The 13,263-nt window shown below is 59.5% G+C and carries 12 protein-coding genes; 5 read left to right on the forward strand and 7 right to left on the reverse strand.

Going from position 1 to position 13,263, the window contains the following annotated elements; genetic code table 11:
* Positions 1-97: 97 nt before the first annotated feature.
* The gene (gene hmpA / locus UB23_RS25965) at positions 98-1,276 is read left to right on the forward strand and encodes an NO-inducible flavohemoprotein (RefSeq protein ID WP_045062108.1); all 1,179 of its coding nucleotides are present in this window, start codon (positions 98-100) and stop codon (positions 1,274-1,276) included.
* Positions 1,277-1,475: 199 nt separating this feature from the next.
* Here hmpA and UB23_RS25970 read toward each other — a convergent pair whose 3' ends face one another.
* From UB23_RS25970 to UB23_RS25990, 5 genes are all read right to left on the reverse strand, one after another.
* Entirely contained in the window at positions 1,476-2,102 is a 627-nt protein-coding gene (locus UB23_RS25970) for a helix-turn-helix transcriptional regulator (protein ID WP_045062109.1), read from the reverse strand.
* A gap of 81 nt (positions 2,103-2,183) precedes the next feature.
* Positions 2,184-3,320 carry an NAD(P)/FAD-dependent oxidoreductase gene (locus tag UB23_RS25975; RefSeq protein WP_045062110.1) on the reverse strand — a complete coding sequence of 379 codons (1,137 nt, stop codon included), beginning with the start codon at positions 3,318-3,320 and terminating at the stop codon, positions 2,184-2,186.
* A gap of 143 nt (positions 3,321-3,463) precedes the next feature.
* Positions 3,464-4,411: an ornithine cyclodeaminase family protein gene (locus UB23_RS25980; protein ID WP_045062111.1), complete on the reverse strand. Its 948-nt coding sequence runs from the start codon at positions 4,409-4,411 to the stop codon at positions 3,464-3,466.
* A gap of 140 nt (positions 4,412-4,551) precedes the next feature.
* The gene (rhlB, locus tag UB23_RS25985) at positions 4,552-6,039 is read right to left on the reverse strand and encodes an ATP-dependent RNA helicase RhlB (protein WP_045062112.1); all 1,488 of its coding nucleotides are present in this window, start codon (positions 6,037-6,039) and stop codon (positions 4,552-4,554) included.
* 96 nt (positions 6,040-6,135) lie between these two features.
* A complete protein-coding gene (locus tag UB23_RS25990; RefSeq protein ID WP_045062113.1) occupies positions 6,136-6,792 on the reverse strand; it encodes an alpha/beta hydrolase in 657 nt (218 codons plus the stop codon).
* Between the two features lie 469 nt (positions 6,793-7,261).
* On the opposite strand from UB23_RS25990, the gene UB23_RS25995 reads away from it, so the two are divergent.
* From UB23_RS25995 to UB23_RS26010, 4 genes are all read left to right on the forward strand, one after another.
* The gene (locus UB23_RS25995) at positions 7,262-8,293 is read left to right on the forward strand and encodes an amino acid ABC transporter substrate-binding protein (RefSeq protein WP_045062114.1); all 1,032 of its coding nucleotides are present in this window, start codon (positions 7,262-7,264) and stop codon (positions 8,291-8,293) included.
* Between the two features lie 65 nt (positions 8,294-8,358).
* Positions 8,359-9,540, forward strand: a complete 1,182-nt coding sequence (locus UB23_RS26000; protein WP_045062115.1) for an amino acid ABC transporter permease — start codon at positions 8,359-8,361, stop codon at positions 9,538-9,540.
* Positions 9,541-9,550: 10 nt separating this feature from the next.
* Positions 9,551-10,648 (forward strand): amino acid ABC transporter permease, encoded by a 1,098-nt coding sequence (locus UB23_RS26005; RefSeq protein ID WP_045062116.1) that lies wholly within the window; start codon positions 9,551-9,553, stop codon positions 10,646-10,648.
* An 11-nt stretch (positions 10,649-10,659) separates the two neighbouring features.
* Positions 10,660-11,424, forward strand: a complete 765-nt coding sequence (locus UB23_RS26010) for an amino acid ABC transporter ATP-binding protein (protein ID WP_045062117.1) — start codon at positions 10,660-10,662, stop codon at positions 11,422-11,424.
* A gap of 73 nt (positions 11,425-11,497) precedes the next feature.
* Here the strand turns inward: UB23_RS26010 and UB23_RS30430 are convergent, their stop codons facing one another.
* On the reverse strand, positions 11,498-12,853 hold the full coding sequence (locus UB23_RS30430; protein ID WP_201777879.1) for a S8 family peptidase: 1,356 nt from the start codon (positions 12,851-12,853) through the stop codon (positions 11,498-11,500).
* Between the two features lie 143 nt (positions 12,854-12,996).
* Entirely contained in the window at positions 12,997-13,140 is a 144-nt protein-coding gene (locus UB23_RS29845; RefSeq protein WP_160298074.1) for a hypothetical protein, read from the reverse strand.
* Positions 13,141-13,263 lie beyond the last annotated feature (123 nt).

The following is a 13,263-nucleotide window of genomic DNA, read 5'->3' on the forward strand; positions in this document are numbered from 1 at the left end:
ACTATATAGTTGGTAAGCTATTGATATATATGAAAATTAAATCTGGCATGAAAACTGATACGTAAGGGCAAACGAATAGAAACCCAGGAGTTACCTTATGCTGAGCGCTCAAGATCGTGCCATCGTCAAATCCACCGTGCCGTTGCTGGAAAGCGGTGGCGAAACATTAATTACCCATTTCTACCGGATGATGCTCTCCGAGTACCCTGAAGTGCGCCCTTTGTTCAACCAGGCCCACCAGGCCAGTGGTGACCAGCCGCGTGCCCTGGCCAACGGTGTGCTGATGTATGCCCGTCACATCGATCAACTCGACCAGTTGGGTGATCTGGTGGCCAAGATCATCAACAAGCACGTGGCCCTGCAAATCCTGCCGGAGCATTACCCGATCGTTGGCAGCTGTTTGCTGCGTGCCATTTCCGAAGTGCTGGGTGACGAGATCGCCACGCCTGAAGTGATGGCCGCCTGGGGCGCTGCCTATGGTCAGCTGGCCGATATCCTGATCGGCGCGGAAAAAAGCATCTACGACCAGAAGGAACAGGCACCTGGCGGCTGGCGTGGCGCGCGGGAGTTCATCGTGGCGGCCAAGGTCGAGGAGAGTGCGGAGATCATTTCGTTCTACTTCGAGCCTGCCGACAAGGGCCCGATCCTGGCAGCAGAGCCTGGCCAGTACATCGGCATGAAACTGGTACTCGATGGTGAAGAAATTCGCCGTAACTATTCACTGTCGGCCTTGACCAATGGCCAATACCGCATCAGCGTCAAGCGTGAGCACGGCGGTCGTGCCTCCAACCACCTGCACGATCAACTGCACGTCGGTGCGTCCATCCAGCTGTTCCCGCCATCGGGTGAATTTACCTTGAGCGCCAGTAACAAACCCCTGGTGCTGATCAGTGGCGGCGTTGGTATTACCCCGACCCTGGCGATGCTTGAGGCGGCGCTGGCAACTGAGCGTCCGGTGCACTTCATCCATTGCGCGCGCAATGGCAGCGTCCATGCGTTTCGTGACTGGATCGACGGGCTTGCCGAACGTCATCCGCAGCTCAAGCGGTTCTACTGCTATGCCGAAGATGACGGCGTGAGCCCGGCGGCGCACAAGGTGGGGGTGTTGAGCCAGGAACAGTTAGGCGAGTGGTTGCCGCAGGAACGCGATCTGGATGCCTATTTCCTTGGGCCCAAGGGCTTCATGGCGGCGGTCAAGCGCCATCTCAAGGCGCTGGGTGTGCCGGAGAAGCAAAGCCGCTACGAGTTCTTCGGGCCAGCATCCGCGCTGGAATAGCCACCGCACCTTTTGCACGGGCGGATTGCAAAGGTGTAGCTGATGGCCTTATCGCGGGCAAGCCTTGCCCCCACAGGTGGTGAGGTCTGGCAGTGGCGGCAAGCCCTGTAACCACAGTCGGTGAGATCTGTGGGAGCAAGGCTTGCCCGCGATGAGGCCTGTACAGTCACCCTTGCAAGCCGGCCCCGGGAGAGTCAGGTCAGCCCTTGAGTTCCTTCAAATGTTTGTAAACCGTCGCCCGTCCCATGTTCAGGACATTGGCCACATAGTTGGAGGCGCTTTTGCCTTTGAAGGCGCCTTCGGCGTGCAGAGCCAGGACCAGTTCGCGTTTGTGGTCGCGGGTCAGCATGCTCAGGCTCAGCTGTCGCTCGCGCAGCCAGGCATGGAGGAAGGTGTTGATCCGCTCCTGCCAGTCATCACGGAACAGTGAGTCCGGTTGCGGTATCAGCTTGCTCGGCGACAGGAAAAGATCCAGCGCCGCCTTGGCGTTTTCGAACAGCGAAATATTCAGATTGATGCACAGCACCGCCAAAGGATGGCCAGCGCTGTCACGCAACACGCTGCTCAGGCTGCGAATTTTCTGACCATCCCAGTTGAGCTTTTCATACGGCCCGATGTTTCGTTCGCTGACCTCTTCACTGAGCATGTCTTCCAGCGAGGAATCGTCACCGACTTCACGTTTCGACAGGTTGTTGGCGATGTAGTCGACTTTCTGCGTGCGCAGATCGTGCAGCACCACTTCGGCATGGGGAAAGAACAGCGTCGCAATCGCGTCGCTGATGGCTCGGTAGTTATCCAGGGCCGGATCTTTCTCGGGGGCGTTCATTCAGTGGTGCTCCGGGCGACGTCAGCGCCCATAAGGCAGGGCGCTGGAAGTTTGCAGCAAACGGGAGTGGACGTCACCTGACTACCCCTGCTGGTTCAGGCGGGCGGGGGCGAGCATGGCGGCATTGAGGCCGAATTTCGACAGGGCTTCCGGCAGGTCCTGGCCGCGCACCAGTGCAGCGCTGGCCTGGCCCATCGCCGGAGAGGTCTGAATCCCGTAACCGCCTTGAGCCGCCACCCAGAACAGTCCAGGTACCTGCGGATCGAAGCCGGACAGCAAATCGCCGTCGCTGACAAAACTGCGCAAGCCCGCCCAGGTGCGGGTCGGGCGGCGGATGGTCAGGGTGGTGGCCTCCTCGATCTGGTAGATGCCCATGGCAATGTCCAGCTCTTCGGGTTGCACATCATGGGGTTCGACCGGGTCGGCATTGGCTGGGGAGCCAAGGAACATCCCGGCGTCGGGCTTCATGTAGAAGGATTCATCCAGGCTGACCAGCATCGGCCAGTGGTGGATGTCCACGCCTTCGGGCCCGGCAAAGATGAACGCCGCGCGGCGCTTGGGTTGCAGGCCCAGTGGCTGCGCGCCAGCGAGGGCGCCGATTTTGTCCGCCCAGGCGCCTGCCGCATTGATGATGACCGGGGCGCTAAAGGTTTGGCCGTCGGTTTGCACCTGCCAGATGCCCTCGGCGTCCCGGCTCAGGCTCACCACCTGAGTATCGGTCAGAACCTGGCCCTGGTTGCGGCGGATTCCGCGCAGGTAGCCCTGATGCAGCGCATCGGTGTCAATGTCGCTGGCGGTCGGGTCATAGATGGCGCCATGAACTTTTTCCCGGCGCAAGATCGGCAGGCGCACGCACGCTTCCTCGGCGCTGAGCAGCTGCATCTGCGGCACTGTGGCCTTGGCGCTCAGGTACTGGTTCTGCAGTTCGGCAGGGTCGCCGCTGAAGTCCACCGTCATCTCGCCGCGCGGGGTCAGCAGTGGATGTTCGCAGAAGCCTGGCGGTGGTGCATCGAAGAAATCCCGGCTGGCCTGGGTCAATGCCCGAACCTGTGGTGTGCCGTAAGCGGCGGTGTACAACGCCGCGGAACGGCCGGTGGAGTGGTAGCCCGGATGGGATTCGCGTTCGAGCACAATCACCCGCGCGTGCTGCGACAGCCAGAAACCGGTGGAAGCGCCGGCAATGCCGCCGCCGATGATGATGAAGTCTGCCTGGCTCATGCATGTCTCCTGTAGAGCGCGGATGCCATTGATATAGAGGAACACTGTGGGAGCCGGGCTTGCCCGCGATTGCATCACCGCGGTGTACCTGACAGAGCGCTGCGCCTGAATCGCGGGCAAGCCCGCTCCCACAGGGTCAGGTGTTAATGCTGTAGTTGGTAAAGGGCATTCGCCAGTGCGATGTCTTCCAGGCCCAGACCGATCGAGCGGAAGAACACGTGGCGATCGTAGGCCGGACGCTGCACTTTTTCGCTCATCAGCTCGGGCAGGTCGCCGACGATACTGTCCTTGTCCCAGCCATGCTGTTCGCCGGCAATCAGCATTTCCCCGGCCGAACCGGGCGTGGTCACACGATAGTCGCAGAACACCTGCATGGCGTTGAGGCATTGCGGCGGCACTTCGTGAGCCCGTGGCGCGTTGGTGCTGATGGAGGTGATCAGGGCCGGTTTGCTCAAGGTGGACGGGTCGATGACCGGGCCGGCGGAGGAGGTACACAGCATAATCACGTCAGCGTCCAGGACGGCCGCTTCGCGACTGGAAACCAGCGTCAGGCGCGGATCAAGCCCTGTGAGCCGTGCCTTCGCTTCAGCGTCAAGACCGTCCAGGCTCGGGGAATACAGGTTGATGCTCTGCCAGGCACGCAGGCCCTTCACGTAATGCAGGTGCGCCTGGGCCACCTTGCCGCTGCCGATAATTGCCAGGCGCTGCGCTGTTGGCGGCGCCAGGGCATCGACCGCCACGGCGGTGGTCGCCGCCGTACGTGCCGTGGTCAGTTCACCGGCATCACAGAGCAACAGCGGTTGACCAGTCTGCATCGACATCAGCAGCGTCCACGCCGTCACCAACGGGCCTTGCTCGCGCACGATGTAAGGCGACGTCTTGACCCCATAAACGCCATCTTTGGCCAGCACGCCCAAGTAGTTGATGAAGTCGCCAGCGCCTTGGGGGAATTCAACCAGTTGCTGCGCCGGTTGCACCGCGTGGCCTGCGGCCAGGTCACGGAACAGTTTGCGCAGGATCTGCGGCACGTCGATTTGATCGAGCAACTCGCGTGCTTGAGGTTGGGTGATCACGTAAGGCGTGCTGGACATGAACGGCTCCGGAGACTGCATCTGAACTATTTTGTCTATTATGGACTTTTAGTTTATTCCGGCAAGCTCCGTTCGAGAAAAACCAGGCAAAAAAAAGCGCAGTCCGTTGCCGGCTGCGCCTCTTCTACTGCGGCCCGTATTTACGGGCGCTTACGCTCAACCGCCCGCAACAAATGGGTCGGCGGCGTCTCGCAGCTGATCTTGCGACCCAGCAGTGCCTCGATGGACGGCAACTGGTAGGAGTCGTCTTCACCGGCGAAGCTGATGGACACGCCATCGGCGCCCGCACGTCCGGTGCGGCCGATACGATGCACGTAGTCGTCCGGCATTTCCGGCAGGGTGAAGTTGATCACGTGGCTGATGCCGTCAATGTGAATGCCGCGACCGGCAACATCGGTGGCGACCAGCACGCGGATCTTGCCTTCGCGGAAGCCTTCCAGCGTCTTGATGCGCTTGTGCTGCGGTACGTCACCGGACAACTGCGCGGCGTTGACGCCATCACGCACCAGCCGTTCTTCGATGCGACGCACTTCGTCCTTGCGGTTGGCGAACACCATCACCCGCTCCCAGCCGTTGTCGTTGACCAGGTTGTAGAGCAGTTTGTATTTGTCGGCACCGGCAACGGCGTAGATGTGCTGCTCGACGTTTTCGCTGGCGACGTTCTGCGACTCGATCTCGACGATCGACGGCTCGGTGGTCCATTGCTTGGCCAGGTTCATCACGTCTTCGGTGAAGGTCGCGGAGAACAGCAGCGTCTGACGCTCGTTCTTCGGCGGGGTCTGGCGAATGATCTGCCGCACCTGCGGAATGAAACCCATGTCGAGCATGCGGTCGGCTTCGTCCAGGACCATGACTTCGACCATGTCCAGGTGCACGTCGCCGCGCTGGTTGAAGTCCAGCAAACGGCCGGGCGTGGCCACGAGGATGTCGCAGTGACGGGCTTCGAGATGCTTGAGCTGCTTGTCGAAGTCCATGCCGCCAACGAACGTCATGACATTGAGGCCGGTGTACTTGGTCAGGTCAGCGGCGTCCTTGGCAATCTGCACCACCAGTTCCCGGGTTGGCGCGATGATCAATGCCCGTGGCTCGCCCATGTAGCGCTCTTTGGGCGGCGGGGTTTGCAGCAACTGGGTGATGATCGAGATCAGGAACGCAGCGGTCTTGCCGGTGCCGGTCTGGGCGCGGCCGATGGCATCCTTGCCAGCGAGGGTAAAGCCCAGCACCTGGGCCTGGATCGGCGTGCAATACGGGAAGCCCAGGTCCTGGATGGCGTGCATCAGCTCAGGGGCGAGTTTGAAATCGTGGAAACGGGTTTTGCCTTCCTGGGGTTCGACGACGAAGTCTTCGAGTTTCCAGGGAATAACCGGTGCCTTGGGCTTGGGTTCGCGACGCGGCCTGACAGGCTTGGGGGCTTCGCTGCGCGGCGGCTCGTCGGCTGTTACCTCGACAGTGGGGGCAGCCGGTGGGGTCATCGGCTCGTGCTTGGGTACCGCTGCGGTGGCGGTCCGGCCAGACTGATTACCGTCGGCGCGGTGGCTGGGTGAGTGAGACGGAGCGCTGGAGGCTGGCGCGAGCTGCTCAGTCTCGCTTTTACCGAACATTTTCTTGAGTGCTTTGAGCACGGTCATCTCATCAATTGATTAAGGAATGTACGCCGGCCAGTGTAATGCAAGAATCGGGCGCGGCGTAGTGTGATGATCAAAGGCAGCTTTTACACAGTCTGTTTAGCGTAGGCGCTCGGTCAGCCAGGCGCCGATATCGCTGATCTCTTCGGGTAACACTTCGTGCCCCATTGGGTATTCCTGCCATGTCACGGTGACACCACGGGCCTTCAAGTGCTCGTAGGCACTGCGCCCCATCGAATTTTGCACCACGTCATCGTACTGGCCGTGCAGGCACAGCACGGGAATACGCTGCTGGCTGGCGGAAATGTCCAGCGCGTCGCTGAACGTCGGAGCGTAGGTGGAGAGGGCAAGTACGCCACCCAGCGGGCCTTGCCATTTCAGGAAGGCCGCGTGCAACACCACGGCACCGCCCTGGGAAAAACCGGCGAGAAAAATTCGCGAGGCGTCTATTCCGCTGGCGCGCTCAGTTTCGATCAAGTCCAGCACCCGTTTTGCTGACTCATCCAGCTGCTCGCGGCTGATTGCCCGGGCCGGGCTCATGGCCAATATGTCGTACCAGCTTGGCATCTCGTAGCCACCATTAATGGTGACCGCGCGCGTGGGTGCCTGGGGTAAAACAAAGCGGGTGCTCAACAAGGTTTCCTGCAACGCTTCGGCCACTGGCAGGAAGTCATAACGGTCGGCGCCCAGGCCGTGCAGCCAGATAACACAGGCGTCTGCTGGCTTGACGGGTTGAAGAATCAGGGGCTCGGTCATGTTCGCTCCATTTTTGTGCGTGCGCTCTCATTGAGTGCGAGATCTGAGTGCGCGTCTGGTTGATCAGTTAAGAAGATGTCGCAAGGTTACAAGTTTTGCTATTGACCTGTCTTTGAATCGCTTTGGCGGGCGGTCTGGTACGGGCTTTGCTATGGGAAAACCCGAGCAATCAATCCAGCGACTGGCGGTAACACTATCAGTGTACTGCTGGTGGCGGGATAGCAACAAAAATCCGGTGATGGATGTTCGCCAGTGGCCGCTACGGGCTTCGCGAACGTGAAGGGCTACAGCCCGTTCGGCCGACTGGTGAGAAGTGAGTGATCCATGATGTGGATTTTCTCCTACTAGACTCATAGCTAAGGTCCTACGTCGCTTGACCCTAAAAAAAGCCAACACGGGTCAACAACGCCTCATAAGGGTGCGACTGGACTCACGCTCCGACACAACAAGAGCAAAACTGGAGGTTTGAATGAAGATGTTGAAATCCACCCTGGCCGTCGTGACTGCAGCCGCAGTACTTGGCGTCAGCGGGTTCGCTCAGGCGGGTGCAACCCTGGATGCAGTGCAGAAGAAAGGTTTTGTACAGTGCGGTGTAAGTGACGGCCTGCCGGGTTTCTCGGTTCCGGACGCCACTGGCAAGATCCTCGGCATCGATGCTGACTTCTGCCGCGCTGTAGCCGCTGCCGTATTCGGCGACGCGACCAAGGTTAAATTCAGTCAGTTGAACGCCAAGGAGCGCTTCACCGCGCTGCAGTCCGGCGAAATCGACATCCTGTCGCGCAACACCACCATGACCAGCTCCCGTGACGCGGGCATGGGCCTGAAATTTCCAGGCTTCATCACCTACTACGACGGCATCGGCTTCCTGGTAAACAACAAGCTGGGCGTCAAGAGCGCCAAGGAACTGGACGGTGCAACCATCTGCATCCAGGCCGGTACCACCACTGAGCTGAACGTTTCCGACTACTTCCGTGGCAACGGTCTGAAATACACCCCGATCACCTTCGACACCTCCGACGAAAGCGCCAAGTCGCTGGAATCCGGTCGTTGCGACGTGCTGACCTCCGACAAGTCCCAATTGTTCGCCCAGCGCAGCAAGCTGGCCGCGCCGAAAGACTACGTGGTTCTGCCGGAAACCATCTCCAAGGAGCCACTGGGCCCTGTCGTGCGTAACGGCGATGACGAGTGGCTGGCGGTGGTCCGCTGGACTGGCTACGCCATGCTCAACGCTGAAGAAGCCGGCATCACTTCGAAAAACGTCGAAGCTGAAGCCAAGGCCACCAAGAACCCGGACGTCGCTCGTATGCTCGGGGCTGACGGTGAATACGGCAAGGATCTGAAACTGCCGAAAGACTGGGTCGTACAGATCATCAAGCAAGTAGGTAACTACGGCGAAGTGTTCGAGAAAAACCTCGGCAAGGGCACCCCGCTGGAAATCGACCGTGGCCTGAACGCGCTGTGGAACAACGGCGGCATTCAATACGCACCACCAGTGCGCTGATGGTTCTATCACCCGGTGGGCCAACCGCCGGGTGATGTTCTGTTCCATTCTTTGCGGGGCACTTCATGCAAAATTCAATCGGCGCACCAAAGCAGAGGCTCAGCCTCAGCGATCCCAAAGTGCGTGCGTGGCTATTCCAGATCATCACCATTGTGGCGGTGGTCTCGCTGGGCTGGTTTCTGTTCGACAACACCCAGACCAACCTGCAACACCGGGGCATCACTTCCGGCTTCGACTTTCTGGAGCGCAGTGCCGGTTTCGGCATCGCTCAACACCTGATCGACTACACCGAATCGGACAGCTATGCCCGGGTGTTTGTCATCGGCCTGCTCAATACGCTGCTGGTGACGTTCATCGGCGTGATCCTGGCGACGATCCTCGGGTTCATCGTCGGCGTGTCACGGCTGTCAAAAAACTGGATTATTGCCAAGCTGGCGACGGTGTATGTAGAGGTTTTCCGCAACATTCCGCCGCTGCTGCAGATCCTGTTCTGGTATTTCGCGGTATTCCTGACCATGCCAGGACCGCGTGCCAGTCATAACTTTGGCGATACCTTCTTTGTCAGCAGCCGTGGCCTGAACATGCCGGCGGCGTTGGCGTCTGATGGTTTCTGGCCATTCGTGGCCGGCGTGGGCGTGGCCATTGTCGCTATCGTGCTGATGTGCCGCTGGGCCAACAAACGTTTCGAAGAAACCGGCGTGCCATTCCACAAGTTCTGGGTCGGCCTGGCGCTGTTTCTGGTGATCCCGGCACTGTGCGCGTTGATCTTCGGCGCGCCGGTGCATTGGGAAATGCCCAAGCTGCAAGGCTTCAACTTCGTCGGTGGCTGGGTATTGATCCCCGAACTGCTGGCGTTGACCCTGGCGCTCACCGTGTACACCGCGGCATTCATTGCCGAGATCGTGCGCTCGGGCATCAAGTCGGTCAGCCATGGCCAGACCGAGGCGGCGCACTCCCTGGGGCTGCGCAACGGTCCGACCCTGCGCAAGGTGATCATCCCGCAAGCCCTGCGCGTGATCATTCCACCGCTGACCAGCCAATACCTGAACCTGGCGAAAAACTCCTCGCTGGCTGCCGGTATCGGTTATCCGGAAATGGTTTCGTTGTTTGCCGGCACGGTGCTGAACCAGACCGGACAGGCGATCGAGGTGATTGCCATCACCATGAGCGTGTACCTGGCGATCAGTATCAGCATTTCCCTGCTGATGAACTGGTACAACAAGCGCATTGCGCTGATCGAGCGGTAAGGAATAGCGCATGAGTACTCATATTTTCAAACCTGACATGCCGCCACCGGACCGCAGTATCGGTGTGGTGGCGTGGATGCGCGCCAACATGTTCTCCAGCTGGCTCAACACCCTGCTGACCCTGTTTGCGTTCTACCTGATCTACCTCGTGGTGCCGCCGATCCTCAGCTGGGCGATCATCAATGCCAACTGGGTCGGGACCAGCCAGGCCGACTGCACGAAGGAGGGCGCCTGCTGGGTGTTCATTCAGCAGCGCTTCGGCCAGTTCATGTACGGCTACTACCCGGTGGACATGCGCTGGCGCGTGGACCTGACCGTGTGGCTGGCGGTTATCGGCGTGGCCCCGTTGTTCATCTCGCGCTTCCCGCGTAAAGCGGTGTACGGGCTGAGCTTCCTGGTGCTGTATCCGATCATTGCCTGGTGCCTGTTGCACGGTGGTGTGTTTGGCCTGACCCAGGTGGCGACCAGCCAATGGGGCGGCCTGATGCTGACCCTGGTGATCGCCACCGTAGGGATTGCCGGCGCCTTGCCGCTGGGTATTGTCCTGGCACTGGGGCGGCGCTCGAACATGCCGGCGATTCGCGTGGTCTGTGTGACCTTCATCGAATTCTGGCGCGGCGTGCCGTTGATCACGGTGTTGTTCATGTCCTCGGTAATGCTGCCGTTGTTCCTGCCAGAAGGCATGAACTTCGACAAGCTGCTACGGGCCCTGATCGGCGTGATCCTGTTCCAGTCGGCCTATGTGGCCGAGGTGGTGCGCGGTGGCTTGCAGGCGATTCCCAAAGGTCAGTACGAAGCAGCCGCAGCGATGGGCCTTGGCTACTGGCGCTCGATGGGCCTGGTGATCCTGCCGCAAGCCCTGAAGCTGGTGATCCCTGGCATCGTCAACACCTTCATTGCGCTGTTCAAGGACACAAGCCTGGTGATCATCATCGGCCTGTTCGACCTGCTCAACAGCGTCAAGCAAGCGGCCGCCGACCCGAAATGGCTGGGCATGGCCACTGAAGGCTACGTGTTCGCCGCCCTGGTGTTCTGGATTTTCTGTTTTGGTATGTCGCGCTATTCCATGCATCTGGAACGCAAGCTCGACACTGGCCACAAGCGTTAGGAGTTCTTTTTATGAGCGAAGCAATTAAACAGCCTGTGAGCCCTGAAGGCATTATCCAGATGCAGGGCGTGAACAAGTGGTACGGGCAGTTTCACGTACTCAAGGACATCAACCTGAACGTCAAGCAGGGCGAGCGAATCGTCCTGTGCGGCCCGTCGGGTTCCGGCAAATCCACCACTATTCGCTGTCTTAATCGCCTGGAAGAACACCAGCAGGGGCGCATCGTGGTCGATGGCGTGGAGCTGACCAACGACCTCAAGCAGATCGAGTCGGTGCGTCGCGAAGTCGGCATGGTGTTCCAGCACTTCAACCTCTTCCCGCACCTGACCATCCTGCAGAACTGCACCTTGGCGCCGATGTGGGTGCGCAAGATGCCCAAGCGCAAGGCCGAGGAAATCGCCATGCACTACCTGGAACGCGTACGCATTCCGGAGCAGGCGCATAAATTCCCGGGGCAACTGTCCGGCGGTCAGCAGCAGCGCGTGGCGATTGCCCGTGCCCTGTGCATGAAGCCGAAAATCATGTTGTTCGACGAACCGACTTCGGCACTCGACCCCGAGATGGTGAAAGAGGTGCTGGACACCATGATCGGCCTGGCCGAAGACGGCATGACCATGCTTTGCGTGACCCACGAAATGGGCTTCGCTCGTACCGTGGCCAACCGCGTGATCTTCATGGACAAAGGCGAGATCGTTGAACAGGCGGCGCCGAATGACTTCTTCGACAACCCTCAGAATGAGCGCACCAAGCTGTTCCTGAGCCAGATCCTGCATTGATCGACGCTCGGCAGTGAAATAAACCCGGACTGAGTGCCGGGTTTATTTTTTTCCAATCGACAACCGGCTGCTATCAGCTGGTCTTTTTATCCAAGGCCAACTGCACTGCCTTCAATGCATTGAGCCTGCCGTGACCGTAATAGTGGCTATGGCCATTCTGATCATATTCTCCCATCGCTCCATCCAGGAAATGAGTGATCTTGTCGCAACAGTCAGCAAGGATCGAGCGAACCTCGGTGCGTGTCAGCGCGGGGTTGGCCGATAAAACCAGAGCCGCCACCCCGGCGGCGCCGGGGCAGGCGCTCGACGTTCCGCCAAAGCTCTCGGTGTAGTTGCCCCACAAGTCACCTTGCCCAAGGGCTTTGTCGTTGTAGCCATTTCTTCCTCGCAGATCTGTTGTCCATATGCCGCGGGTGCGAGCGGGAAAACTGCTGGGCTGGAAATTGTAATCCGGGTGCTGTTCCTGATCGCTGGGAAACGCGCACCAGATGGCTTTTCCGTAATCACTGTAGGCGCTGCGGCGGCTGTGGTCGTTGCAGGCGGCTACGGCCATGACCAGTGGATGGCTGGCATAACCATCATTGTCGACACTTTCACTGCCATTGCCGGCGGCGAAGAAAATCGGGCAGCCCTTGCCCTTTCGCCCTCTGAGCGCGGCGAAATTGATGGCCAGGCGAATACTGGCGGGTAACGGATGGACTTGATGATGGGCCGGATCCATAGGGTCGGCCCAATTTCCGTCCGGAGGGCCCCAACTGCAACTGATGATGTCCGCGCCATTGAGCGCAGCCCAGACGAAAGCGTTCGCTTCGGTCTGACCTCCAAGTGACTCCGCGTCACCCAGGCTGATCGGCATCAGTCTTGCTCTGGGTGCGACTCCGCTTGCGCCATGCAGGCCATCGGCACAGGCGACACCTGCGGCGGCGGTACCATGGCTTTCATCGGCGTGCTGAGGGCGCGGGTCAGCTCCGGGTTGCCTGGGGTTTCTGTAGCTCCTCGGGGCGACGATCTTGTCGGCCGAGGTGAATTCGGGATGGTCGATATCAAAAGCATCGTCTATGACGGCGATCACTACATTCGCGCCCAGACTCAGGGCGTGGGCCGCCTCGACGTTGGCACTGGCATCAATTTCATACTGATAGCTTACAGTGGTTTTTTTCAGGTGCCACTGATTGGGGTGGATAGTGCGTGAGTGACGTTTTGTCAGGAGTTCAGGATGGCAGTACTCCACATCCTCACGTTCGAGCAAGGTCAGGGCCTGATTGAATACCTGTGTGCCGCAGCCTTCTCCTGGCGTCACGAAATAAGCGTTTTGTGCGTAAACGACTTTTGTCTTGATCGTCAGTCCTGCTTCTTCGAGTACGGTTTCGCAGGCCAGCGAGTCGTGTGAGTCGATAAACTTGATGAAGATATTTTCGGTATAGATCACGGGTTCCCTGGTGTCCCCCGCCACCAGGACGCTGCCGGCGAAACGCACGTTGGGTAGTTGACGCAAGCAGCGCTTGCAGGCCTGCAGATTCCCGGAGTCGGCTGGCAGCTTGAAAACGCTCAGTCCTGACGACTCGAAATGAATCACCCGTTGTGCATGGTCCAGGGGGGGGCGGTGGTGTCGAGAAGGGCTGGCAAGCCGGGAAGGGTTCGGACGACGACCAGATCAGGGGCAGTGTCCAGAAAGAATGAAGGTTCTGATTTGTTGCCGTATTTGAATTCCTGCATAGCGTGTTCCTTGTCTGTGTGAAGTTAGGAGGCGCTGAAGCACGCCCCAAGGCAGTGCCTTGGGTGCAGGAAGTCTATTGGCCGGGTGCAGCGATCATCTATCGGAAAGGCCTGAGGCTGTTG

It is taken from the genome of Pseudomonas sp. ES3-33 (assembly GCF_000952175.1).
Lineage (GTDB): Bacteria > Pseudomonadota > Gammaproteobacteria > Pseudomonadales > Pseudomonadaceae > Aquipseudomonas > Aquipseudomonas gregormendelii.

Bases quoted from the DNA above. Each gene is read 5' to 3' on its own strand.
- hmpA (WP_045062108.1), top strand. From the start codon at position 98: ATGCTGAGCGCTCAAGATCGTGCCATCGTCAAATCCACCGTGCCGTTG.
- UB23_RS25970 (WP_045062109.1), bottom strand. From the start codon at position 2,102: ATGAACGCCCCCGAGAAAGATCCGGCCCTGGATAACTACCGAGCCATC.
- UB23_RS25975 (WP_045062110.1), bottom strand. From the start codon at position 3,320: ATGAGCCAGGCAGACTTCATCATCATCGGCGGCGGCATTGCCGGCGCT.
- UB23_RS25980 (WP_045062111.1), bottom strand. From the start codon at position 4,411: ATGTCCAGCACGCCTTACGTGATCACCCAACCTCAAGCACGCGAGTTG.
- rhlB (WP_045062112.1), bottom strand. From the start codon at position 6,039: ATGACCGTGCTCAAAGCACTCAAGAAAATGTTCGGTAAAAGCGAGACT.
- UB23_RS25990 (WP_045062113.1), bottom strand. From the start codon at position 6,792: ATGACCGAGCCCCTGATTCTTCAACCCGTCAAGCCAGCAGACGCCTGT.
- UB23_RS25995 (WP_045062114.1), top strand. From the start codon at position 7,262: ATGAAGATGTTGAAATCCACCCTGGCCGTCGTGACTGCAGCCGCAGTA.
- UB23_RS26000 (WP_045062115.1), top strand. From the start codon at position 8,359: ATGCAAAATTCAATCGGCGCACCAAAGCAGAGGCTCAGCCTCAGCGAT.
- UB23_RS26005 (WP_045062116.1), top strand. From the start codon at position 9,551: ATGAGTACTCATATTTTCAAACCTGACATGCCGCCACCGGACCGCAGT.
- UB23_RS26010 (WP_045062117.1), top strand. From the start codon at position 10,660: ATGAGCGAAGCAATTAAACAGCCTGTGAGCCCTGAAGGCATTATCCAG.
- UB23_RS29845 (WP_160298074.1), bottom strand. From the start codon at position 13,140: ATGCAGGAATTCAAATACGGCAACAAATCAGAACCTTCATTCTTTCTG.